Origin of the sequence: Sporosarcina sp. P7 (assembly GCF_002743425.1) — a bacterium.
Lineage (GTDB): Bacteria > Bacillota > Bacilli > Bacillales_A > Planococcaceae > Sporosarcina.
On the sequence record NZ_PDZF01000002.1, the window covers coordinates 1 to 23,872 of the forward strand.

22 protein-coding genes and 1 other annotated feature are annotated in these 23,872 nt (G+C 42.1%); of the genes, 21 read left to right on the plus strand and 1 reads right to left on the minus strand.

Going from position 1 to position 23,872, the window contains the following annotated elements:
- The first annotated feature begins 842 nt into the window (after positions 1–842).
- The 19 genes from CSV60_RS02615 (at position 843) to pyrE (ending at position 20,464) form a co-directional block, all read left to right on the plus strand.
- Positions 843–1,088, plus strand: coding sequence for a PRC-barrel domain-containing protein (locus tag CSV60_RS02615; protein WP_099675178.1), 246 nt, complete (start codon positions 843–845; stop codon positions 1,086–1,088).
- A gap of 66 nt (positions 1,089–1,154) precedes the next feature.
- Complete coding sequence (locus tag CSV60_RS02620; protein ID WP_233189523.1) at positions 1,155–1,847, plus strand: YggS family pyridoxal phosphate-dependent enzyme; 693 nt, start codon at positions 1,155–1,157, stop codon at positions 1,845–1,847.
- Positions 1,844–2,341, plus strand: a complete 498-nt coding sequence (locus CSV60_RS02625; RefSeq protein ID WP_143565313.1) for a cell division protein SepF — start codon at positions 1,844–1,846, stop codon at positions 2,339–2,341. Before CSV60_RS02620 ends, CSV60_RS02625 begins: the two co-directional genes overlap by 4 nt.
- Positions 2,342–2,406: 65 nt before the next feature.
- Positions 2,407–2,697 (plus strand): YggT family protein, encoded by a 291-nt coding sequence (locus tag CSV60_RS02630; RefSeq protein WP_099635910.1) that lies wholly within the window; start codon positions 2,407–2,409, stop codon positions 2,695–2,697.
- Positions 2,698–2,766: 69 nt separating this feature from the next.
- A complete protein-coding gene (locus CSV60_RS02635) occupies positions 2,767–3,543 on the plus strand; it encodes a YlmH family RNA-binding protein (protein WP_099635911.1) in 777 nt (258 codons plus the stop codon).
- A gap of 99 nt (positions 3,544–3,642) precedes the next feature.
- Positions 3,643–4,209 (plus strand): DivIVA domain-containing protein, encoded by a 567-nt coding sequence (locus tag CSV60_RS02640; protein ID WP_099635912.1) that lies wholly within the window; start codon positions 3,643–3,645, stop codon positions 4,207–4,209.
- Positions 4,210–4,251: 42 nt separating this feature from the next.
- Positions 4,252–4,472, plus strand: a binding site (T-box leader).
- 105 nt (positions 4,473–4,577) lie between these two features.
- Positions 4,578–7,337, plus strand: a complete 2,760-nt coding sequence (gene ileS, locus CSV60_RS02645) for an isoleucine--tRNA ligase (RefSeq protein ID WP_099635913.1) — start codon at positions 4,578–4,580, stop codon at positions 7,335–7,337.
- 138 nt (positions 7,338–7,475) lie between these two features.
- A complete protein-coding gene (gene lspA / locus CSV60_RS02650; RefSeq protein WP_099630861.1) occupies positions 7,476–7,952 on the plus strand; it encodes a signal peptidase II in 477 nt (158 codons plus the stop codon).
- A complete protein-coding gene (locus tag CSV60_RS02655) occupies positions 7,952–8,857 on the plus strand; it encodes an RluA family pseudouridine synthase (RefSeq protein WP_099635914.1) in 906 nt (301 codons plus the stop codon). The genes lspA and CSV60_RS02655 overlap by 1 nt, the downstream gene beginning before the upstream one ends.
- Positions 8,858–9,083: 226 nt before the next feature.
- The gene (gene pyrR, locus CSV60_RS02660; protein WP_099631026.1) at positions 9,084–9,632 is read left to right on the plus strand and encodes a bifunctional pyr operon transcriptional regulator/uracil phosphoribosyltransferase PyrR; all 549 of its coding nucleotides are present in this window, start codon (positions 9,084–9,086) and stop codon (positions 9,630–9,632) included.
- 20 nt (positions 9,633–9,652) lie between these two features.
- On the plus strand, positions 9,653–10,939 hold the full coding sequence (locus CSV60_RS02665; protein WP_099630863.1) for a uracil-xanthine permease family protein: 1,287 nt from the start codon (positions 9,653–9,655) through the stop codon (positions 10,937–10,939).
- A 54-nt stretch (positions 10,940–10,993) separates the two neighbouring features.
- Complete coding sequence (locus CSV60_RS02670) at positions 10,994–11,872, plus strand: aspartate carbamoyltransferase catalytic subunit (protein ID WP_099630864.1); 879 nt, start codon at positions 10,994–10,996, stop codon at positions 11,870–11,872.
- Position 11,873: 1 nt separating this feature from the next.
- A complete protein-coding gene (locus tag CSV60_RS02675) occupies positions 11,874–13,151 on the plus strand; it encodes a dihydroorotase (protein ID WP_099635915.1) in 1,278 nt (425 codons plus the stop codon).
- The gene (locus tag CSV60_RS02680) at positions 13,151–14,251 is read left to right on the plus strand and encodes a carbamoyl phosphate synthase small subunit (RefSeq protein ID WP_099636071.1); all 1,101 of its coding nucleotides are present in this window, start codon (positions 13,151–13,153) and stop codon (positions 14,249–14,251) included. Before CSV60_RS02675 ends, CSV60_RS02680 begins: the two co-directional genes overlap by 1 nt.
- On the plus strand, positions 14,244–17,441 hold the full coding sequence (gene carB, locus CSV60_RS02685; RefSeq protein WP_099635916.1) for a carbamoyl-phosphate synthase large subunit: 3,198 nt from the start codon (positions 14,244–14,246) through the stop codon (positions 17,439–17,441). The genes CSV60_RS02680 and carB overlap by 8 nt, the downstream gene beginning before the upstream one ends.
- Positions 17,438–18,217: a dihydroorotate dehydrogenase electron transfer subunit gene (locus CSV60_RS02690; protein ID WP_099635917.1), complete on the plus strand. Its 780-nt coding sequence runs from the start codon at positions 17,438–17,440 to the stop codon at positions 18,215–18,217. The genes carB and CSV60_RS02690 overlap by 4 nt, the downstream gene beginning before the upstream one ends.
- A complete protein-coding gene (locus CSV60_RS02695; protein ID WP_099635918.1) occupies positions 18,214–19,128 on the plus strand; it encodes a dihydroorotate dehydrogenase in 915 nt (304 codons plus the stop codon). The genes CSV60_RS02690 and CSV60_RS02695 overlap by 4 nt, the downstream gene beginning before the upstream one ends.
- The gene (gene pyrF / locus CSV60_RS02700; protein ID WP_099635919.1) at positions 19,125–19,838 is read left to right on the plus strand and encodes an orotidine-5'-phosphate decarboxylase; all 714 of its coding nucleotides are present in this window, start codon (positions 19,125–19,127) and stop codon (positions 19,836–19,838) included. Before CSV60_RS02695 ends, pyrF begins: the two co-directional genes overlap by 4 nt.
- Positions 19,835–20,464 (plus strand): orotate phosphoribosyltransferase, encoded by a 630-nt coding sequence (gene pyrE, locus CSV60_RS02705; protein WP_099635920.1) that lies wholly within the window; start codon positions 19,835–19,837, stop codon positions 20,462–20,464. Before pyrF ends, pyrE begins: the two co-directional genes overlap by 4 nt.
- A 401-nt stretch (positions 20,465–20,865) precedes the next feature.
- Here the strand turns inward: pyrE and CSV60_RS02710 are convergent, their stop codons facing one another.
- Complete coding sequence (locus CSV60_RS02710; protein ID WP_099635921.1) at positions 20,866–22,551, minus strand: Rqc2 family fibronectin-binding protein; 1,686 nt, start codon at positions 22,549–22,551, stop codon at positions 20,866–20,868.
- A gap of 400 nt (positions 22,552–22,951) precedes the next feature.
- Here CSV60_RS02710 and gmk point away from each other — a divergent pair, with 400 nt between their 5' ends.
- Positions 22,952–23,569 carry a guanylate kinase gene (gmk, locus tag CSV60_RS02715; protein WP_099635922.1) on the plus strand — a complete coding sequence of 206 codons (618 nt, stop codon included), beginning with the start codon at positions 22,952–22,954 and terminating at the stop codon, positions 23,567–23,569.
- Between the two features lie 3 nt (positions 23,570–23,572).
- Positions 23,573–23,797 carry a DNA-directed RNA polymerase subunit omega gene (gene rpoZ / locus CSV60_RS02720; protein ID WP_099635923.1) on the plus strand — a complete coding sequence of 75 codons (225 nt, stop codon included), beginning with the start codon at positions 23,573–23,575 and terminating at the stop codon, positions 23,795–23,797.
- Positions 23,798–23,872 lie beyond the last annotated feature (75 nt).

The following is a 23,872-nucleotide window of genomic DNA, read 5'->3' on the forward strand; positions in this document are numbered from 1 at the left end:
CATTACCTTCAATGTATCGTTTAACCGCTTGAATCTTATCTTCTACATGTATTTTTCTCACTTGAACCACATCCTTTTTCTTTTGAATGTGTCCAAGTTTTGGGGTGCAGTTCAGTTCGGAAGGGCCCGCGGTGAGCCAACCAGGTCGCGTAGCTCCCTTTGGTTGTCTCACCTGTCGGGCTGATCCTCCCCGAGTCGCCGCCTTCCACTCCGATTCACTTTTGTTTTTTTCTGGATATAGATGGGAGGAGATATAGTCAAACCCAAACCCAAACCCAAACCCAAACCCAAACCAAATACGCAAGCGCTCATAGATTCGTCTAAGTGATCATAGCAACTTCACGACCGCTCAATAATCTCAACAAGCGATCATATTCATTAGGTGAACGCTCTTAGAAACAATTAAGTGATCATACCTGCGTTGTAAGCGCTCATTGAGCTTCAGGCCTTTACAGATTTTGAATTTAAATAAGTAATAAGGCGCCACTAAGTCACTAGCCAATTTCAATGACGTTTAAAACTAATCGCAGTCTCACGGTAGGATTGCAGTGGAAGAGGTGGCGACTCCTGGGGATCAGCACAATCTTGAGACCCTGGACTGAGCGAGAGCCGTTGCGAAGTACGGCTTTTGCGAGTAGAAGCGAAGCGTTAGGAGCACATCTTTGCACGTAGCGGTGGAAGCGGCTCAAGATTGTGCCCCCGGAAAGCGTCCATCTCTGCAACAGAAATCCCAAACCACTATCCAATGTCTCCTCTCTCTAGGAACTTTCTAATTCGTCGAGCATTTTTTCACGTTCTCATTAAAACGCCCTATGCATAGTATGAAAGAAGGAGGGGAAACTATGCGTTTTTCCAGCTTACAGAAAAAAGAAGTGATTGAACTGAAAAAAGGGTCTTTCCTCGGTTTTGTTCAAGATGCCACAATTGACATCGAAAAAGGAGAAATTGCGCAACTTCATATAGGAGAACTTGAACGCTCCTTTTTCTCAGACAGCAAGTCAAAAGGTGTTCAAAAAATCAATTACAATGACGTCATGACGATTGGTAAAGATATTATCTTGATTGAGAATAAAAGGCTCAATAAATGACTTATCGTTGATATATAGTGCCCAAATTGATACAATGAAATAAAGCTGATGAAAAGTAGTGATAATATGGGACAAATAGAACAACGACTAGAAACTATACAAAATCAAATAAACGAAGCATGTGAAACGTCAAATCGCAGCTCGGATGACATCACGTTAATAGCCGTCACGAAGCAAGTATCTTCCGCTAGAGCGCAATCGCTACTAGATATTGGGATTAAGAACTTAGGAGAAAATCGCCTCGAAGGATTGCTTGATAAACAAGAAACGATTGAAGATCCAGTCAATTGGCATTTTATTGGTAACTTACAGACGCGCAAAGTAAAAGAATTAATCGACACGATTGACTGCCTTCATTCGCTTGACCGTATGAGCCTTGCGAAAGAAGTGAACAAGCGGGCAAGTAAGCCGCTAGATTGTTTTGTACAAGTCAATGTTTCAGGTGAAAAGTCTAAATCAGGTATTACCCCGGATGAAGTAGATCTATTTTTTGAACAATTGGCGGCTTATGAAAACATTCATGTAATTGGACTGATGACGATGGCACCAAACACGGATGATGAATCAGTAGTTCGCAACACATTTCGTTCTCTACGTGAACTACGAGATCGAATCGCAACAAAAGGATTACCCTATGCACCGTGTACAAAACTGTCCATGGGTATGTCCAATGACTTTACAATCGCAATAGAAGAAGGTGCAACTCATATACGCATCGGCACTGCATTGGCCGGATCAGAAAGCGAGGAAACTGAATGAGCCTTAAAAAACGATTGGAAAAAATGTTTTGGGTACAGGAAGAAGATTTAGTTCAACAACCGAAACCTCAAAGTAAACTTACAAAAGGTGAACAAGCAATGGCTCGCAAAGAGATGAAGAAGCTAGGTGGTAAGAAACGAGCTGTCAATGGTCGTCTTCAAGCCTCTCCGCAAAAACCTTCATCTACACAAGCCCCTGTGATTAGTCTACAAAGTCTTCAAAAATCATCAAAAGTCATTCTACTGGAGCCGCGTTCTTATGCAGAAGTAGAGGACATTGCAGAACATCTGAAGAATCGCCGTTCTGTCGTCGTGAACTTACAGCAGATAGAGCGTGATCAAGGATTTCGTATCATTGATTTCTTAAGTGGTACAGTTTATGCCCTCGGTGGCGACATTCAACGAATTGGCGCAGATATATTCCTATGTGCACCTGACAACGTAGAAGTAGCTGGTAAAATTACGGAGTTTCTATCTGAACAACAAGAACGATAGGCTACGAAACTTAGAGCTTTCAACCAATGAAAGTTGAACAATTTGAATGAGGTGTACATGTTATTATGATCGCATTATTAAACAACTCGTATTTATTTATTTCTGGGGCCTTGCAATTATATTCTATTCTGTTGGTCATTTATATTTTAATGTCATGGGTTCCTTCCACAAGAGAAACAAAATTTGGGCAGCTTATAGGGAAATTAGCTGAACCCTATTTAGGCTTTTTCCGTAAGTTCATACCTCCATTTGGTATGATTGATTTTTCACCGATTGTCGCATTGTTGTCTTTACAATTAATCAGCAGAGGGATTGGACAGATATATTTGATGATCTTCCAAGCATTAGTAAGTTAAGTATATCCTAAACTGAATTTGGAAATCCTCACAAGGTGAGGATTTTTTTATATAAGGAGAAGAAATAGAATGGATTCAATATTTCAACATTTTCGTAAAGAAGAACAACCATTTATTGAAAAAGTGAATAGTTGGGTGAAAGAAGTGGAAGATACGTATGCACCCAAGCTAACAGAGTTTATGGATCCACGTCAGCGGTTCATAACGGAATCCATGGTGAGGAATTCAGATCTCACTTTGACAGCAGAAGGTGGCTTTAACGAGGCTGAACGACAGCGTGTGCTAATCTATCCAGATTATTACACCCCAACTAAAGAGGATTTTCAAATCAGTGTATATAAAGTGAATTATCCACAAAAATTCGTCACAATGAAACATTCCGAGCTCCTTGGTTCCTTACTGTCTGTTGGAATTGAGCGTTCACGATTTGGTGATATTCGACTAACTGAAGAGACAGTGCAATTTGCGGTTGCTCAGGAAGTATCTGAATACATTCACGTCCATTTCACGCAAGTAGGTAAAGTGAAAATTTCAGTAGAGCCAGTCCTGAACACAGAAGATTTTATTAACGTAAAAGAAGAGTGGACAGAAGATCTGCATATCGTTAGTTCATTGCGTTTGGATAACATCGTAGCAACATTAACAAACAGTTCAAGAGCTAAAGCTTCATCACTTATTAAGGCGGAGAAAGTTAAAGTGAATTGGGCTATGATTGACCAACAAGCGTTTGAAGTGGAAGAATATGATGTCCTGTCAATTAGAGGGTATGGCCGCTTTAGAATCACGAGTATCGAAGGACGTACAAAGAAAGATAAAATTCGAGTGATGATTGGTGCACTAGTATGAATTGAATCCTTGATAAATTAAGAAAAGTAGTGTTTAATCAAGTAGTAAACACAATCACACTGTAAACTATGTAAGCATACTGAAAGGAGTAAGCGTATTATGGCTTTAACCCCTACGGATATACATAACAAAACGTTTAATACGAAATTTCGTGGCTATGATGAAGATGAAGTGAATGCATTTTTAGAACAATTGATGAAGGATTATGAAAACGTCCTGAAGAAAAATGAAGAACTTGAAAAAACGGTTTCTGATAATGAAGTGAAGATTACTCACTTTAATTTAATAGAAGAAACGATGCAAAAATCCATTCTGATTGCACAAGAGGCTGCAGAAGATGTTCGAAAAAATGCTATTCAAGAATCAAAGTTAATCATTTCTGAAGCAGAAAAGAATGCGGACCGCCTTGTTAACGACGCACTTGCGCAGGCAAGAAAGATTGCACTAGAAGTTGAAGTGTTAAAGAAACAGTCAAAAGTATTCAAAAGCCGTTTCAAGATGATGGTAGAAGCACAGCTAGACATGATCAATACTGAAGACTGGGATGACTTGTTAAAGTATGAATTGGATACCTCCAGTGTCGAAAGTGTAGCTGAGCAAGAGTTGGATATTCCGAATGTAGACAGTTTAGATGAAGAACTAGTCAAGCAGACGAAAGAAGCTTGACAACTTTCGAACACATTTTTATAATGAAAAGTAAATTGAAACGAAGAAGCGTTGACGGAAAAAGTACTTTCTGATTTTGCCCATAGCGAGCCGGGGATGGTGTAAGCCCGGTGGTGAATCAAAAACGAAAATCACTCCTGAGCTAGAACCTTTATATAGATCTTGGTTCTCGGTCTCACACTGCCGTTACTAGTGTCTAAGCGGCAATTGCTTTATGCGATTGCAAGTAGGGTGGTACCGCGAGAATGAACCTCGTCCCTTTTTGGGATGGGGTTTTTCTGATTTCTTAAGCAGTTGAGCGCTTGAGCTAGCCGAATTCATTTCTATAGCAATAAAAAGAATTACCCATATTTTAAGGAGGAATTATAATGGAATATAAAGATACATTGCTTATGCCGAAAACTGATTTCCCTATGCGTGGAAATTTGCCAAATAATGAGCCGAAAATACAGGAAGAGTGGAATGAGAAGAATATCTATCAGCAAGTTCAAGAACGTACCGCAGACCGTCCGTTCTTCATATTGCATGATGGACCGCCTTATGCGAACGGTGACTTACACATGGGTCACGCACTGAACAAAGTGTTAAAAGACTTTATCATTCGTTATAAATCGATGTCTGGATTCCACGCACCATATGTTCCAGGTTGGGATACACATGGTTTGCCGATTGAGCAAGCACTTGTAAATAAAAAGATTGATCGCAAAAAAATGAGTACTGCTGAATTCCGTAAAATGTGTGAAGAGTATGCCCTACAACAAATTGACAATCAGCGAACGCAGTTTAAGCGTTTAGGGGTTCGTGGAGATTGGGAGAATCCATACATCACACTGAAGCCTGAATTTGAATCACGTCAAATACAAGTGTTTGGTGAAATGGCTAAAAAAGGATACATCTATAAAGGACTAAAACCTGTCTACTGGTCTCCTTCAAGTGAAACTGCTTTGGCGGAAGCGGAAATTGAATATCAGGATAAAAAGTCTCCCTCCATATATGTCAGCTTCCCAATCTCGGATGGGAAAGGTGTACTGGAGCATGATGTGAAGTTCCTAATCTGGACAACAACACCTTGGACCATTCCTGCAAACTTAGGAATTTCCGTTCATCCTAAATTTACGTATGTTGTAGTAAACGTACAGAATGAGAAGTTTGTAATTGCAAAGGACTTAGTCGAGTATTTGGCGAAAGAGCTTGAATGGGAAGAGTACACGATCGAAAAAGAAATTCAAGGCGTAGAACTAGACCGAATTGTTGCTAGGCATCCGTTTTATGATCGTGATTCATTAATCATGTTAGGTGAGCATGTTACGGCAGATGCAGGTACAGGCTGTGTCCATACAGCACCAGGTCATGGTGAAGATGACTTCTACGTGAGCAAGCAATATGGAATCGATGCATTATCTCCGGTTGATGACCGCGGTGTCATGACAGATGAAGCACCATTTTTCACAGGTATGTTCTATGAGGATGCGAATAAAGCGGTGACTGAAAAGCTGGAAGAAGTCGGAGCGCTTCAAAAATTGTCATTCTTCACTCACTCGTATCCGCATGATTGGCGTACGAAGAAGCCGGTTATCTACCGTGCGACTGCACAATGGTTCGCTTCTATTGAAACTTTCAGAAGTGATTTACTCGAAGCCATCCGAACTACTTCGTTCACGCCAGCTTGGGGAGAAACACGTTTATTCAATATGGTCCGTGACCGTGGCGACTGGTGTATTTCTCGTCAGCGCGTATGGGGTGTTCCGATTCCGGTATTCTATGCGGAAAATGGTGAGGTCATTCTTACAGATGAAACGGTCAGTCATGTAGCAGATTTATTCCGCGAGAATGGATCAAATGTCTGGTTCGAACGTTCTGCTAAAGAACTATTGCCAGAAGGCTATACACATGAAGGAAGCCCGAATGGCGAATTCACGAAAGAAACCGATATTATGGATGTCTGGTTCGACTCGGGTACTACACATCAAGGTGTACTGGAAGAACGTGACGATCTCCGTTACCCAGCAGATTTATATCTTGAAGGTTCCGATCAATATCGTGGTTGGTTCAACTCTTCATTGACAACGAGCGTAGCCATCAATGGTATTGCACCATATAAAGGCATCTTGAGCCATGGTTTCACATTGGACAAAAATGGTCGAAAGATGAGCAAGTCTCTAGGGAATGTCATCGTCCCTTCGAAAGTGATCAATCAGCTTGGTGCGGATATCGTACGTCTTTGGGTATCGTCTGTAGACTATACAGCTGATGTTCGTGTATCTGATTCGAACTTTAAGCAAGTTTCGGAAGTTTATCGTAAGATCCGTAATACAATTCGCTTCTTGCATGGTAACGTAGCCGACTTTAATCCGGCTACAAATCGTGTAGCATTTGATGATATGCGTGCAATTGATCAGTATGTCTACGTGAAGTTGCAGGATTTGATCGAGGAAGTTCTTACAGCGTACGATCAGTATGCTTTCCCTACGGTCTACCACGCAATCAATAATTTCTGTACAGGTGTACTAAGTTCACTTTACTTGGATATTGCGAAAGATGTGGTCTATATCGAAGCTGCGGATCATCCAGATCGTCGTGCAATGCAGTCAGTGATGTATAATACATTGATTACACTTGTCAAGCTCATCACACCCATCTTGCCACACACTGCAGATGAAATGTGGAAAAACATTCAGTACGTTGAAGAAGATAGTGTCCAATTGACGGATATGCCTGAAGCTGATCATAAAGGTGAAGTAGCGGACACGCTTCGTGAGCGCTTCGATAACTTGATGGAGATCCGTGATGATGTCTTGAAAGCTCTTGAGGAAGCGCGAAACGCGAAAGTAATTGGGAAATCATTGGAGGCAAAAGTGACTGTTGTGTTGCCTGAAATTCAACGCGGCATATTGCAAGCTGATGATATCGACTTTGCACAATTCTTCATCGTCTCGGACTTTGAAGAGAGTACAGATGCAGATTTACCGAATGCATTGAAACTAGATCATGCAACGGTCTTGGTAGAACCTGCTGAAGGTGAAAAATGTGAGCGTTGCTGGACAATCTCTAAAACGGTTGGAGAAGATGCAGAACATTCAACACTATGTACACGATGCGCGACTGTTGTGAAAGAAAATTATGCGTAAGTAATTTTGATGTCGCAGCCATCATCATTCATTCGTGGATGATGATGGCTTTTTTGAATCGTTGAACTAACAAACATAATGAAAGACGTGTTTTTGTGGTAAACTAAAGAAGAAATTAGCTGGACGGAGGGTAATGAAGTGATCGTTTATTATGCAATCGCAGCACTGGTCATTGGCTTGGATCAATTGACGAAATGGCTAGTCGTAAAAAATATGGAGTTAGGTGAATATATTTCTGTTCTAGATCCTTATATTGCGTTGCTCTCTCACCGTAACCGTGGTGCTGCATGGGGGATGCTTGAAGGGAAGATGTGGTTATTTTTTATAGTGACCATTGTAGTAGTAGTAGCTATTGTTTACTTCTTCCATACAGAAGGTAAAAAGGACCGACTACTAGGTATGAGTCTGATGCTATTGCTAGGCGGTGCGATTGGAAACTTTATCGATCGACTAGTAAGGGGAGAAGTAGTGGATTTCATCAGCGTATTGATTCCTGTTATACATTATGATTTTCCGATATTTAATGTGGCGGATGCCGCACTGACAATTGCTGTCATACTTATTTTGTTACACGTAATACTTGACGAAAAAAAGAAAAAGAAAAAGGTGTCCTAATGGAAAGAATTGAATATGAAATAACTGAAGAACTTACAGGCAATCGAATCGATAAAGCATTGGCTACCCTTCAACCGGACTGGTCCCGTACACAAATCCAGCAATGGGTGAAAGAAGAACATGTTAAGGTAAATGGCAGTGCAGTTAAGCCGAACTATAAAGTCAAGACAGCCGATAAGCTTACTGTCGAGCAGCCAGAAATCGAGGAGTATGATGTTGAAGCTGAAAATTTACAACTTGAAATCGTATACGAGGATCAAGATGTATTGGTTGTCAACAAACCTGTAGGAATGGTGGTTCATCCATCGGCGGGGCATGTAAGTGGTACTCTAGTTAATGGATTGATGTACCAAGTGACAGATTTATCAGGCATCAATGGTATCATGCGACCGGGTATCGTACACCGTATTGATAAAGATACTTCGGGGTTATTGATGGTAGCAAAAAATGATAAAGCGCATGTTTCATTAGTTAATCAGCTCGTCGCAAAATCGGTTAATCGGGTATATACTGCTTTAGTTCACGGACATATTCCGCATGATAACGGCACAATAGATGCACCAATCGGACGTGACAAGCGTGATCGTCAACGAATGGCGGTCGTGGATGACGGGAAAAATGCTGTTACACACTTTAAGGTTCTAGAACGTTTTGGCGCGTATACATTGGTTGAATGTCGTCTTGAAACAGGTAGAACTCACCAAATTCGTGTGCATATGAGATATATTGGGTATCCTCTTGTAGGAGATCCGAAATACGGTCAAAGAAAAACAATCGATTTTGGCGGACAAGTACTACATGCGGGAACTGTTGGTTTTAATCACCCTGCGACAGATGAATATATGGAGTTCACTGCACCATTGCCTGAAAATTTCCAACAGTTACTAAATGAATTACGTTCTTAATAGGCGTTGACAAACGTTTAGTAAGGGATGTATACTCTAATAAGCAATTGAATAGCGATACCTTTAACGTCAGTCCTGTGAGGCTGGGAAGGTTGCACGGAATTACATGATAACTTACTGCGGTAAGTATCGATGTATGCTTTTTTCTGCACGTCCGCCCTCCAGTCTACTCTGACTGGAGGGTTTTTTTATGGAAAAAGGTAAGAGAGAAAGGGGACTTATTGATATGACGGAAAAAGCAGAAATACTAGACGAACAAGCCATCACGCGGGCGGTCACACGTATTGCCCATGAAATTATCGAAAAAAACCGAGGTATTGATCACTGCATCCTAGTTGGTATTAAAACAAGAGGGGCAATCTTAGCGAAACGCTTAGCGGATAAGATTGAACTAATCGAAGGTAAACCTATCAAAACCGGTGAATTGGATATCACATTGTACCGGGATGATCTTCAATTAAAGAACCAGCAAGGAGAAGCATTTGTACAACAAGTCGATATCGAACATAATGTAGCGGATCAAAAAGTCATTTTGGTCGACGATGTTCTTTATACAGGCAGAACGGTTCGTGCTGCACTAGATGCCATTATGGACTTGGGAAGACCTTCTTCCATACAGCTGGCTGTCTTAGTAGATCGAGGTCATCGAGAACTACCGATTCGTCCAGATTTTGTTGGTAAGAATATCCCGACCTCAAATGAAGAACGGGTAGTAGTCAGTATGATCGAAAAAGATGGAACGGATGGAGTCAAGATTCACACACGCACATTATAAAAAGCTGGGAGAAATGATAGATGAGTGTAAAAGTATTGGATGTACATGAAAAACCGCAACCTATTCGTTGGCTGGTACTGAGTTTGCAACATATGTTCGCTATGTTTGGCGCGACAATCTTGGTACCACAATTAGTAGGCTTAAGCCCTGCTATTGCGCTATTAACGAGTGGGATTGCAACCATTGTATTTATTATTGTGACGAAGTTTCAAGTTCCGGCCTATCTAGGCTCTTCATTCGCTTTTATTGTACCCATTCAGATGGCGACGCAATCTGGCGGTATCGGCAGTGCAATGATAGGTAGTATGTTCGTAGCATTGGTCTATGCGATTATATCGTTACTGATTTATAAAACAGGCTATAACTGGATCATGAAATTATTGCCACCCATCGTTGTGGGACCGGTCATAATGGTGATTGGATTGGCGCTCGCACCGACAGCCGTAAATATGGCCAGCACGATCAATGTTGACGGAGCGGATGTTTATAGCGGCTTACACTTTTCGGCGGCTCTAGTAACACTTGCTTCTGCAGTATTTTGCTTAATGTTCTTTAAAGGAATTATCAGCTTGATGCCAGTACTTATAGGAATCGTAGTGGGGTACATCTACTCTGCGTTCATCGGTATTCTAGATTTCAGCAAAGTTGTAGAAGCCAAGTGGTTTGCGGTACCGGAGATGCTGATTCCTGGTGTGGATTATGAATTTGTCGTAACACCGACACTTCTGATCATTATGGTGCCAATAGCGATTGTCACGATCTCTGAGCATATAGGACACCAGTTGGTACTAGGTAAAGTAGTAGATCGCAACTATATTGAAAGTCCTGGATTACACAGATCATTGCTTGGTGATGGACTGGGCACGCTTATGAGTGGACTAGTCGGAGGACCACCTAAAACTACGTATGGAGAAAATATCGGTGTACTTGCTATCACGCGGGTTTATAGTGTGTATGTGATCATGGGGGCTGCGGTATTTGCGATACTCTTCTCCTTCATAGGCAAAATTATGGCGTTGATCGCTACGATTCCTACAGCAGTACTTGGGGGGATATCCATTCTGTTGTTCGGTATCATCGCTTCATCAGGAATACGGATGCTTATCGACCACAAGATCGATTTTGATAATCAACGAAATCTAGTTATCGCGTCCATCATCCTAGTCATCGGAATCGGTGGAGCGACTGTCAATATAAGTGAAACATTCCAAATCGGCGGTATGGCACTGTCAGCAATTGTCGGCGTTCTGTTAAATCTCGTGTTGCCAGGTAAAACAGATGATACTTTGATGGATCGGGAAGAATAGAAAAAAAGCAGTTCGTGCATGAATTACTTGCATTTCGTGAAGGAGGAACATCTGATGGAACATTTAGTTTCAATGAAAGACCTGACAGTTGAAGAGATCATGCTCATACTCGATAGGGCAGCGATTTTTAAGCGGCTGGGCTTCAGGGAATTGCCTGGAACATATACCGTCTGCAACTTGTTTTTTGAACCTAGTACGAGAACGAAAACGAGTTTTGAAATGGCAGAACGTAAAGTAGGAGCGCAAATCATTCCTTTTGAGACGAGTTTCTCGAGTACTTTAAAAGGAGAATCTTTGTATGATACGATTAGGACGTTGGAAGCAATTGGGTTGGATGCTCTAGTCATTCGTCATCCAGCCGATGGTTTCTATGAAGAATTGATAAAACGTACGAATGTTGCCATCATTAATGCAGGAGATGGGTCAGGTCAGCATCCGACGCAATCTTTGCTCGACATCTTCACGATTCAAGAGGAATTCGGACACTTTGCAGGACTAAAGGTATTGATTGCAGGGGATATCGCCCACAGTCGGGTAGCTCGCTCAAATGCGGAAGCTTTGCGGAAGCTCGGAGCCGAAGTCACGTTCCTCTGCCCACCGGAATGGGCGGGAGAATTCGACAGTGTTGACAACTGGGATGAAGTGATTGAAACGAGTGATGTCGTCATGCTGCTTCGAGTACAACACGAACGTCACAATACAGAGATGGCTTATACGAAAGCTGCTTATCATGAGCAATATGGTCTCACTATAGAACGGGCTGCAAGAATGAAAAAAGGTGCAATCATCATGCATCCAGCTCCAGTGAATCGTGATGTAGAAATAGCGGATAGTTTAATAGAGAGTCCGCAATCACGAATTTTTAAACAGGTAGAAAACGGCGTCTATATTCGGGCAGCTGTTCTAGAACTTATTTTGAAGGGGCGGAAGTAATATGAACACGTTAATTCAACAAGTGCAAATGGTAAACGAGGAAGGCCGGATCGTCGAAACGGACATTAAAATTGCAGACGGAAAGATTTTGGAAATTGGTAATCAACTAGGTACAGCCGGATGTGAAGTAATTGAAGGAAAAGGGTTACTTGTATCACCAGGGTTCATCGATGTACACGTTCATTTGCGCGAGCCGGGTGGAGAACATAAAGAAACAATTGAAACAGGTACCCATTCAGCTGCAAAAGGCGGATATACAACCATTTGTCCAATGCCGAATACACGTCCAGTACCAGACACAAAAGAAAATCTTGAAAAAATCAACACATTAATTAAAGATCATGCTAAGATTCGTGTGCTCCCTTATGCGTCCATCACCATCAGAGAAGCGGGAAAAGAACGTACCAATCTGTCTGAATTAAAAGAACACGGCGCATTTGCGTTCACGGACGATGGCGTAGGTGTACAAGAAGCTGGCATGATGTATGAAGCAATGCAAGAAGCAGCGAAGATCGATATGGCTATTGTGACACACTGCGAAGACAACACACTAATCTATGGTGGGGCAATGCATGAAGGGAAACGTAATAAAGAACTTGGACTACCAGGAATTCCTTCTATTGCAGAATCCGTACATATTGCACGAGATATTTTACTAGCAGAAGCGGCAGGCGCACATTACCACGTTTGTCATGTTAGCACGAAAGAATCAGTTCGCGTAATCCGTGACGCAAAAAAAGCTGGTATTCATGTGACAGCAGAAGTCAGCCCCCACCATTTGTTATTAACAGAAGATGATGTACCCGGAGACGATGCGGACTGGAAGATGAATCCGCCACTACGCGCCATCGAAGACCGCGGTGCATTACGTGAAGGCTTGATGGATGGGACATTGGACTGTATCGCAACCGATCACGCACCGCATACAGCAGATGAAAAAGCAGTAGGTATTGCAAAAGCACCATTCGGCATCACAGGATTAGAAACAGCATTTCCCTTACTATATACAAACTTCGTAAAGCCAGGATATTGGACACTCAAACAACTTCTTGACTGGATGACAGTAAAACCTGCCGAAGTGTTCAACTTGCCATACGGTAAGCTTGAAGTAGGAGCTGAAGCAGATCTCGTATTACTGGATCTAGAAAAGCAACAAAAAATCGATCGTACGACATTTGTTTCAAAAGGTAAGAACACACCATTTGACGGAGTAGAATGCGCTGGATGGCCTGTAATGACAATTTTCGGTGGGAACATCGTATGGAAGGATGGTCAATGATGACAAAAAGATACTTAGTATTGGAAGACGGTTCCATTTTTGAAGGAAGGGCATTCGGAGCAGAAAGTGCTTCGATAGGGGAAACGGTATTTGCAACAGGTATGACAGGCTATCAGGAGACAATTTCAAGTCCTTCAGGTTGTGGACAAATTATCGTAATGACATATCCATTGATCGGTAACTACGGAATTAACCGAGACGATTATGAATCTATCGACTTAGCAATCAACGGCTTAGTCGTTAGAGAGCTAACAGAAGAGCCTTCAAATTTCCGGAGCGGCATGTCACTAGGAGACTTGTTAATATTAAAAGGAATCCCAGGTATCCAGGAGATTGATACTCGTAAACTAACGCGTCTATTACGTGAAAAAGGTGCGCTACGCGGTAAATTAACAGCTGCAGGAGAAGAGATCGATACCGATTCAACTGTTGCAGAACTTCAACAATACGAACTGCCAAAAGATTTGGTTGCGAAAGTATCTACAAAACGTCCATATCCATCCCCAGGCTTAGGTAAGCGTGTCGTCGTTATTGACTATGGCATTAAACATGGTATTTTACGCGAATTAAATAAAAAAGATTGCGATGTCATCGTTGTACCTTATGATATATCGGCAAAAGAAATATTAGCATTGTTCCCAGATGGTATTTTATTATCAAATGGACCAGGAAACCCTGAGGATGTAGAAGGGGCAGTCGAAACTATCAAAGAATTACTAGGCAAGAAGCCTATCTTCGGTATCGGACTTGGTCATCAATTATTCGCACTAGCATGCGGTGCTAAAACGGCGAAGATGAAGAACAGTCATATTGGCGGCAACTATCCAGTAAAAGACTTGATTACGAATCGTACCGATCTCACATCACAAAGTCATGGATATGAAGTACTTGAAGACTCTTTAGCAGGAACGGGTCTCGAAGTGACACATATTGCATTGAATGATAAGTGTATTGAAGGGCTTCGAAGTGAGAAGCTTGATGCATTCACTGTTCAGTTCCACCCGGAAGCATCACCAGGACCACAAGATTCTAGCTATATATTCGAACGTTTCATTCAATTGATGACTGCAAGCAACCGAAAGGAGAATACTAATGCCTAAACGTACTGACATAAAATCCATCCTCGTGATTGGTTCAGGTCCGATTGTAATTGGACAAGCAGCAGAATTTGACTATGCAGGTACACAAGCCTGTTTATCTCTTAAAGAAGAAGGATACCGAGTTATTCTTATCAACTCTAACCCTGCAACCATTATGACTGACACAGAAATGGCAGATAAAGTATATATCGAGCCTATCACACTTGAATTCGTTAGCCGCATCATCCGTAAAGAACGCCCGGATGCACTACTTGCGACATTAGGTGGACAAACTGGTTTAAACATGGCTATTGAATTACATGAATCAGGGATCCTTGACGAATTAGGAATTGAGATTTTAGGTACTAAGTTGGATGCGATTCATAAAGCGGAAGACCGTGATTTGTTCCGTACATTAATGAATGAAATGGGTGAACCTGTTCCAGACAGTGAGATTATCCATAATATTGATGAAGCCTATGCATTCGTCAATGAAATTGGTTATCCAGTTATCGTTCGTCCTGCATTCACGCTAGGTGGTACAGGTGGAGGAATTTGTCACAATGATGAAGATTTAGAAGAAATCGTAGCAAGTGGTTTGAAATATAGCCCAGTTACACAGTGTCTTCTAGAGAAATCCATCGCAGGCTTCAAGGAAATCGAATATGAGGTAATGCGTGACTCGGCAGATAATGCAATTGTCGTTTGTAATATGGAGAACGTCGATGCTGTCGGTATTCATACAGGAGATTCTATTGTAACGGCGCCATGCCAAACGTTGACGGACCGTGAAAACCAGATGCTTCGTAACGTATCGTTAAACATCATTCGTGAGTTAAAAATCGAAGGTGGCTGTAACGTACAGCTAGCACTTGATCCACATAGCTTTGATTATTACATTATTGAAGTGAACCCGCGTGTTAGTCGTTCATCTGCATTAGCTTCCAAAGCAACGGGTTATCCAATTGCAAAACTAGCGGCGAAAATTGCTGTCGGATTGACGTTGGATGAAATGATGAATCCGGTAACAGGTAATACGTATGCTTGCTTTGAGCCGACACTGGACTATGTAGTCACTAAAATTCCACGTTGGCCTTTCGATAAGTTTGAATCAGCGAAGCGTAACTTGGGTACACAGATGAAAGCGACAGGGGAAGTAATGGCGATGGGCCGTACATTTGAAGAGTCCATCATGAAGGCTGTTCGATCATTGGAAACAGGTCAATTCGATTTGTCACTTCCAGGCGGTGGTGAGATGTCTGATGAATGGATCGAACAACGAATTCGCAAAGCAGGCGACGAGCGTCTATTCTTCATCGGAGAAGCATTACGTCGCGGTGTAACAATTGAAACATTACACGAATGGAGTGCAATTGATTTATTCTTCTTGCGTAAATTCGAAAACATTGTACGTTATGAAGAGATATTGAAAGATAATCCATACGATAAAGCCATTGGTTATAAAGCAAAACGTCTTGGATTCCCAGACATGACGATTGCGAAGTTATGGAAGACAACAGAACGTGAAGTATACGACTGGAGACAAGAACAAGGGCTAGTTCCTGTCTATAAGAAAGTGGATACTTGCGCTGGGGAATATGAATCCGATACACCGTACTTTTATGGTACGTACGAAGACGAAAATGAATCTGTAAAAACGGATAAGAAGAGCGTGATTGTTTTAGGTTCAGGTCCAATCCGAATTGGGCAAGGTGTAGAGTTCGACTATGCGACAGTGCATTGTGTATGGGCTATACAACAATCAGGTTATGAAGCGATCATCGTCAATAACAATCCTGAAACCGTTTCGACCGACTTCTCCATCTCCGATAAGTTATATTTCGAACCGTTAACAATTGAAGACGTCATGCATATCGTGGATCTTGAGCAACCTGAAGGCGTCATCGTACAGTTCGGTGGCCAGACAGCGATCAACTTGGCTGATGAATTGGAAGCACGCGGAGTAAAAATTCTTGGTACATCACTTGAAGATATTGACCGTGCGGAAAATCGTGATAAATTTGAGAGTGCTTTGCATGAAATTGGTGTGCCACAACCACTTGGAAAGACCGCTTTATCAGTTCCAGAAGCAGTCGTTATTGCAAAAGAAATTGGCTATCCAGTCTTAGTCCGCCCGTCATATGTACTAGGTGGCCGTGCAATGGAAATCGTCTACTATGAAGAGGAATTACTTCAATACATGGAGAACGCGGTAAAAGCTAGTCCTGAACATCCGGTATTGATCGACCGTTACTTAACAGGAACGGAAATTGAAGTCGATGCAATTTGCGACGGTGAAACAGTTTTGATTCCTGGCATCATGGAGCATATCGAACGTGCAGGCGTTCACTCAGGTGACTCAATTGCAGTCTATCCTCCGCAAAACCTTTCACAGTCCATGATCGAAACGATTGCTGACTATACGAAACGTTTGGCTCTTGGGCTTAAAATTCGTGGTTTAATGAATATCCAGTTCGTTATTTCGGAAGGACAGGTGTATGTAATCGAAGTGAACCCGCGTTCTAGCCGTACAGTACCATTCTTAAGTAAAATCACGAATATTCCGATGGCAAATGTCGCAACTCAAGCTATCTTGGGGAAATCCATCTTAGAACAAGGCTATACCGACGGACTTGCAGAAGCACCAGCAGGCGTCTATGTCAAAGTACCGGTCTTCTCTTTCGCAAAACTTCGTCGTGTAGACATTACACTCGGGCCTGAAATGAAATCAACAGGTGAAGTAATGGGTAAAGATATAACATTAGAAAAAGCATTGTATAAAGGCTTAGTAGCAGCTGGAATGGAAGTAAAAGAATACGGTACCGTGTTAATGACAGTTTCCGATAAAGATAAAGAAGAAATTGTAGATATTGCAAAACGTTTCATTGAAACTGGCTATCGTATTGTGGCAACAGAAGGTACTGCCAAAGTACTCGAAGCAGAAAATATCGAAGTGAAAACAGTAGGTAAAATTGGCACAGAAGGTCCGACGTTGATCGATGTGATCCAAAAAGGACAAGCACAATTGGTCATCAACACATTGACTAAAGGAAAACAACCCGCACGAGATGGCTTTAGAATTCGCCGCGAAACAGTGGAGAATGGTGTTCCTTGTTTAACTTCGATTGATACAGCTGCCGCGATGTTATCCGTCATCGAGTCCATGACATTCCAGACGGATGCAATGCCACAGCCGCAGGTGGTTCAATGATCATCCAAGATTTAATGACTGTCGGATCACAGCGGGAAATTGCGAAAAACATTTTTGAGATGAAATTAACAGGCAAGCTGGTCGGAGAAATTACTTCTCCGGGCCAGTTTGTCCATATCCGAGTGTCGGATTCATTTGAACTATTATTGCGACGTCCAATTTCAGTTGCTGAAATTAATCCCGAGAAAAATGAAATGACCATCATTTATCGCGCAGAGGGTCGAGGTACATCGCTCTTATCTGAAAAACGTGAGGGAGATACAGTTAATGTACTAGGACCTCTAGGAAATGGCTTCCCAGTTGAAGAAACAACGGCTGGTCAAACAGCTGTATTGATTGGTGGCGGGATCGGTGTGCCTCCACTCTATGAATTGTCAAAACAGCTAACAGCAAAAGGCGTGAAATGCATTCATATACTTGGTTTCGAATCGAATCAAGTAGTTTTCTATGAAGAAGAATTTGCTGCTTTAGGCGAAACATATATAGCAACAGTGGATGGCAGTAACGGTACACAAGGATTTGTTACGAACGTCATGAGTGAATTATCTCATGACTTCGAAACGTTTTATAGTTGTGGACCTATGCCGATGCTTGATGCCGTACAAAAAGCGTATGTGCATAAAAAAGGATTCTTATCTTTTGAACAACGTATGGGTTGCGGTATCGGTGCTTGTTTTGCTTGCGTCTGTCATACGAATGAAAATGCGACAGATCAGGCATATGTCAAAGTATGTTCAGATGGACCAGTATTTCCAGCAGGGGTGGTGCAGATATGAATAGATTAGCGGTTACATTGCCAGGACTCGAATTGAAAAATCCCATTATGCCTGCATCTGGCTGTTTCGGTTTTGGTAAGGAGTACGGTAATCTGTACGATTTGTCCCAGCTCGGAGCTATCATGATTAAAGCGACAACGGAAGAAATGCGTTATGGTAACCCTACACCACGTGTAGCTGAAACTTCTTCAGGGATGTTAAATGCTATCGGTCTTCAAAACCCTGGGCTTCAAGGCGTGTTGACTAATGAATTACCATGGTTAGAGAAATTCGATGTTCCAATTATAGCGAACGTTGCGGGATCTGAAACTGCAGATTACGTTGAAGTGGCGAAACAAATTTCAAAAGCATCAAACGTGCATGCGCTCGAATTGAATATCTCTTGTCCAAACGTCAAATGTGGCGGGATCCTGTTTGGAACGGATCCTGAAATAGCAAAAGAACTGACAGCGGCTGTAAAAGCTGTTTCATCTGTTCCTGTGTATGTGAAACTATCACCGAATGTCACGGATATTAAAGCGATGGCATTGGCGGTAGAAGCAGGCGGAGCAGATGGAATTACGATGATTAATACATTGGTTGGCATGCGTCTAGATGAAAAAACAGGTAAGCCGGTGATTGCGAATAAAACAGGCGGCTTATCTGGACCTGCAATTAAGCCAGTTGCGATTCGCATGGTCTATGAAGTAAGCCAAGTGGTTAATATTCCAATCATTGGAATGGGTGGCGTAACATGTGTACAAGATGTTGTGGACTTTATGTCTGCCGGCGCAAGTGCAGTAGCAGTAGGTACAGCGAACTTCGTTGACCCATTTATTTGTCCAACAATAATCGAGCAACTACCTGCTAAATTGGATGAACTAGGAATCGATCATATTTCTGAATTAGTTGGAAGGAGCCATCGTGTATGAACCACTCCCCAATTATCGCATTAGATTTTGATTCAGCTGAAAAGACATTCGATTTCTTACAAGCCTTTGATCACTCAGTCAATGTCAAAGTAGGAATGGAATTGTACTATAAAGAAGGCCCCGCTATGATTGCACGATTGAAAGAAGAGGGATATTCCATCTTTTTAGATTTGAAATTGCATGATATCCCGAATACGGTAAAATCAGCAATGAAAGTATTGGCTTCACTTGAAGTGGATATGGTCAACGTACATGCGGCTGGCGGGAAGACAATGATGGAAGCGGCACTTGAAGGACTTTACGCTGGAACTGCTGTGGGAGTTCAGCGTCCTGCATTAATTGCTGTGACTCAACTGACGTCAACAGATGAACGACAAGTGAACGAAGAACAATTAATTCGTGTACCGCTTCGTGAATCTGTGGAGCATTACGCAAAATTGGCTTCATCCGCACAGTTGGACGGCGTGGTTTGTTCAGTACAGGAAGCGAAAATTATTGAAGAAGTATGCGGCAAGGATTTCTTCAAAGTGACACCTGGCATTCGCATGGCACAAGGTGATGTCCACGACCAGAAGCGCGTGGCCACCCCAGCAAAAGCAAGACAGGAAGGCTCTACACATATCGTAGTGGGCCGTGCCATTACAGGAGCTGATAATCCGCTTGAAGCATATCAACATGTAAAGACATTGTGGGAGGGAATGACATCATGACGAGAGAAAAAGAAGTTGCACAAATCCTTTTAAGTGTAGGAGCAGTAGCAATTAATCCAGAAGAGCCGTTCATTTGGGCCTCTGGGATCGAGTCACCTATCTACTGTGATAACCGCTTGACAATGGCAGATCCGGTAGGGCGTAAAGAAATTGCTGAAGGGCTTGCGGCATTGATCCGCGTTCATTATCCTGAAACTACTGTAATTGCAGGAACGGCGACGGCAGGCATCCCCCACGCAGCGTGGGTTGCAGATATTTTGAAATTGCCTATGGTTTATATCCGATCTACAGCTAAAGCACATGGCAAGAGCCGTCAAATCGAGGGGAAAATCGAGGCGAATGCGAAGGCTGTTATTATTGAAGATTTAATCTCGACTGGTGGAAGTAGCTTAAATGCAGCGAATGCATTGATTGCAGAGGACGTGGAAGTATGTGGGATCGTCTCGATCTTTACATATGAGTTGCAAAAGGCTGACGAAAAGTTTGCGGAGGCGAATCTTTCTTATCATAGCTTGACAAACTTTGCGGCACTTGCTGAAGTAGCGAAGGAAGAAGGCGCGGTTAAGGAAGAGTCTATGAATGAATTGATGGAATGGCATACGAAGTTGAAGCTTGGCACGCTGTAAGTAAATAAATAAAAACGGTTCCCGTAATGGGAGCCGTTTTGCTTTCTAGAAGAAAGAGTGGTGAGTGGTTGGGCAACGTTGATCGACGTTCCAGGCGGATGCTTTCCTGCGAGCATCAGTCCAGGGTCTCAAGGCTCATGCTCATAACGCTTCGCTTATAATAGCAGAAGTAATTGCTATTCCCGCGGGAAGAGCCGTCACGTAGAACGACTTTTGCGAGTAAAAGCGTAGTGTTAGGAGCACATCTTTGCACTCGCCGCCTTCCACTTTCGATCAACTGGTGTCATTTTTTAATGTGGAACGATGATGCATCTTTAAAGAAAAAAGACAGAACAGAAACCTATAATAAAAGGAATTCACTTCTGTCTTAAGATGTTCAAAACATATAGCCATACAGTGCATTATTTCCGTAATTTACGTACTAAATCTTCGTCAGGTGTAACGAACACAGTTTTCTGTTCAAAGTAAATGACGAAGCCTGGTTTTGCTCCTGAAGGCTTTTTCACATGACGAATTTGCGTGTAATCGACTGGGACGGAAGATGATTCCCGGGCTTTGCTGAAGTATGCAGAGAGTGCGGCTGCTTCTTCAATTGTTTGGACGTCTGGATCGGTGTCGTGAATGACGACGTGTGAGCCTGGTATGTCTTTTGTGTGAAGCCATATGTGATCCCGAGCGGCAAGTTTGAATGTCAGGTAGTCGTTTTGTTTGTTATTTTTCCCTACTGAGATCGGAATGCCAGTGGAAGAAACGAATGCTTCCGGTTTCGGTTTCTGTAGTTTTACTTTCTTTTTACTTCTACGAGCACGCATGAACCCAAGTTCTACTAGTTCTTGACGAATTTCTTCAATATCGATTGGTGAAGCTTGATATACTTGCTGTCTGACCATTTCGAAGTATTCGATGTCGTCTTTAGTTTTTTCAAGCTGTTCTGCAATTCGAATCAATGCTGTTTTTGCTTTTGAGTAACGCGAGAAGTAGCGTTGTGCGTTATCAATTGGTGATTTTCTTGGATCGAGTGGAATTGTGACGGTTGTGCCTTGTTCATAATAATTCTCTACAGTCACTTCTTTATCGCCTTTATGCAGCATGTAGCTGTTCGCAGTCAATAATTCACCGTATAATTTCAATGTATCCAAGTCTTGCGCTGTCTCTTGTTCTTTTTGAAGTTTCTTTGTTTTGTTTTCCAATTTGGCAATCTCATTTGATAACCAACGCTCTAGATCGATAGCTTGGGATTTTACGCGTTCCCGTTCTGCCCTAGCAAAATAGACTTTGTCCAGCAACTCACCTAAAGTGGAGAACGATTGAGTGATTCCTTGTGCATGGGTTAATGCAGTTGCGGAAAACAAAGTTTTTCTATCGTTTTCCACGGTAGTGGGTTTCATTGTACGTAAGCTGAAACTCTCAAGAAATGATCGCCACACAGTAAATGATTGATTATCATCCTGTAAACGATATAGCAATTCCGCAGCTGTTAATGGAGAAAAGCCTGCGAAATGCTGTACAATATCCTTTGGTTCTTGTAAAGAATCTACTATTGTATTGAATTCCGTCTCGGTTACTTTGAACGGGTCTACTTTGTCTTGTGGTGGTGCTGGAATATATGGCTGTCCAGGTAAAACAGTCCGGTAACTATTAACGGAAGGCGGTAAATGTTTCATACTGTCAATAATCATATCTCGTGAAGCGTCGAGTAAAATTAAGTTACTGTGTCGCCCCATGATTTCAATGACTAGCTTCCGTTCGATTTGGTCCCCCAATTCGTTTCGAGCCTGGACGTGAATATTCACAATCCGGTCATTCTCATGCTGTTCAATTGATGTAATCATTCCACCTTCAAGTTGCTTGCGTAATACCATACAAAACAACGGTGGCTCAGAAGGATTCGTTAACACTTCATCAGTCAACTGTAATCGTGAAAATGAAGGGTGTAGCGATACTAATAATTTATGATTTTTATTATTAGCTCGGACTTGAAAAATGATTTCCTGTGAATTCGGCTGATGAATCTTCGAAATCCGCCCCGTCTTCAGTTGCTGCAATTCGCTTACTATTGCTCTTGTAAATAAACCATCAAATGCCATACGGATTCCTCTTTCATATCGTTTTGTTCCATTTTAGCACTCATCGTATGATTATGGTATAATATGAACAGATTGCACACATGGGCCTACGTAGTCTAATCAGACAATTTTGTATTAATACTTCTTTCAATTTTAAAAATATAGGATATCTAGTTGATTTTCGTTTCAGGTGGGCGACTCCTGCGGGAATAGCAATTACTTCTGCGATTATAAGCGAAGCGTTATGAGCATGAGCCTTGAGACCCCGCAGGTAGCGAAGCGGACGAGGAGGCTCAAGCCATGCCCGCGGAAAGCGTCCCACCTGGAACGGAAATCAACGGTGCTATCTGCTTTAATTGTCTGGTGTATAGGTTATAGTTAGGTATGACGTGCTAATGAATACATAACAAAGAGGGATTACATGTACAAACATCGAGGACTCCTAATCGTCCTTTCTGGTCCATCCGGCGTCGGAAAAGGAACCGTACGAAAAGAATTATTTACAAGTCCGGACACCAACTACGAATACTCCATATCCATGACTACTAGAAACCCGCGCGAAGGTGAAGTTGACGGCGTTGACTATTTCTTCCGATCAAAAGAAGTATTTGAAGAAATGATCGGAGAAGGAAAGCTTCTCGAATATGCGGAATATGTAGGGAACTACTACGGAACTCCACTCGACTACGTTAACGCAACGCTCGACGCTGGTCGTGACGTATTCCTTGAAATTGAAGTAGTCGGTGCAGCCCAAGTACGTGAAAAAGTACCAAACGGCTTATTTATTTTCTTGGCACCTCCAAGTTTAAGTGATCTAGAAACTCGTTTGATTGGGAGAGGTACGGAAGCATCTGACATTATTGCAGACCGTGTATTAAAAGCAAGAGAAGAACTCGAAATGATGCATCTTTACGATTATGTAGTAGAGAACGACGAGGTCTCCAAAGCATGTGATCGAATCAATGCAATCGTCACGGCAGAGCATTGCAGAAGAGAACGTGTGGAAAAGAGATACTTACAAATGTTGGAGGGAGAATAAACTATGTTATATCCATCAGTTGATTCACTAAAAGGAAAAGTTGATTCAAAATACACTCTGGTTACACTGGCAGCAAAGCGTGCACGTGAACTACAAGAAAAACAGGACGAATCACTTCATTCATACCGTTCAGTAAAAAGTGTTGGTAGGGCTCTTGAAGAAGTGGCAGCGGGCGTCTTAATCAACGTAGCAGCAGATGAATCAATTATTTATGATGATGAAGTTTGATTTGAAATAAAAAACAACTCCCTTAGAATTCAACCGTTCTCAGGGAGTTTATTATTTTTAGAAAGGACGAGGGTT

Bases quoted from the DNA above. Each gene is read 5' to 3' on its own strand.
- CSV60_RS02615 (WP_099675178.1), top strand. From the start codon at position 843: ATGCGTTTTTCCAGCTTACAGAAAAAAGAAGTGATTGAACTGAAAAAA.
- CSV60_RS02620 (WP_233189523.1), top strand. From the start codon at position 1,155: ATGGGACAAATAGAACAACGACTAGAAACTATACAAAATCAAATAAAC.
- CSV60_RS02625 (WP_143565313.1), top strand. From the start codon at position 1,844: ATGAGCCTTAAAAAACGATTGGAAAAAATGTTTTGGGTACAGGAAGAA.
- CSV60_RS02630 (WP_099635910.1), top strand. From the start codon at position 2,407: ATGATCGCATTATTAAACAACTCGTATTTATTTATTTCTGGGGCCTTG.
- CSV60_RS02635 (WP_099635911.1), top strand. From the start codon at position 2,767: ATGGATTCAATATTTCAACATTTTCGTAAAGAAGAACAACCATTTATT.
- CSV60_RS02640 (WP_099635912.1), top strand. From the start codon at position 3,643: ATGGCTTTAACCCCTACGGATATACATAACAAAACGTTTAATACGAAA.
- ileS (WP_099635913.1), top strand. From the start codon at position 4,578: ATGGAATATAAAGATACATTGCTTATGCCGAAAACTGATTTCCCTATG.
- CSV60_RS02655 (WP_099635914.1), top strand. From the start codon at position 7,952: ATGGAAAGAATTGAATATGAAATAACTGAAGAACTTACAGGCAATCGA.
- pyrR (WP_099631026.1), top strand. From the start codon at position 9,084: ATGACGGAAAAAGCAGAAATACTAGACGAACAAGCCATCACGCGGGCG.
- CSV60_RS02665 (WP_099630863.1), top strand. From the start codon at position 9,653: ATGAGTGTAAAAGTATTGGATGTACATGAAAAACCGCAACCTATTCGT.
- CSV60_RS02670 (WP_099630864.1), top strand. From the start codon at position 10,994: ATGGAACATTTAGTTTCAATGAAAGACCTGACAGTTGAAGAGATCATG.
- CSV60_RS02675 (WP_099635915.1), top strand. From the start codon at position 11,874: ATGAACACGTTAATTCAACAAGTGCAAATGGTAAACGAGGAAGGCCGG.
- CSV60_RS02680 (WP_099636071.1), top strand. From the start codon at position 13,151: ATGACAAAAAGATACTTAGTATTGGAAGACGGTTCCATTTTTGAAGGA.
- carB (WP_099635916.1), top strand. From the start codon at position 14,244: ATGCCTAAACGTACTGACATAAAATCCATCCTCGTGATTGGTTCAGGT.
- CSV60_RS02690 (WP_099635917.1), top strand. From the start codon at position 17,438: ATGATCATCCAAGATTTAATGACTGTCGGATCACAGCGGGAAATTGCG.
- CSV60_RS02695 (WP_099635918.1), top strand. From the start codon at position 18,214: ATGAATAGATTAGCGGTTACATTGCCAGGACTCGAATTGAAAAATCCC.
- pyrF (WP_099635919.1), top strand. From the start codon at position 19,125: ATGAACCACTCCCCAATTATCGCATTAGATTTTGATTCAGCTGAAAAG.
- pyrE (WP_099635920.1), top strand. From the start codon at position 19,835: ATGACGAGAGAAAAAGAAGTTGCACAAATCCTTTTAAGTGTAGGAGCA.
- CSV60_RS02710 (WP_099635921.1), bottom strand. From the start codon at position 22,551: ATGGCATTTGATGGTTTATTTACAAGAGCAATAGTAAGCGAATTGCAG.
- gmk (WP_099635922.1), top strand. From the start codon at position 22,952: ATGTACAAACATCGAGGACTCCTAATCGTCCTTTCTGGTCCATCCGGC.
- rpoZ (WP_099635923.1), top strand. From the start codon at position 23,573: ATGTTATATCCATCAGTTGATTCACTAAAAGGAAAAGTTGATTCAAAA.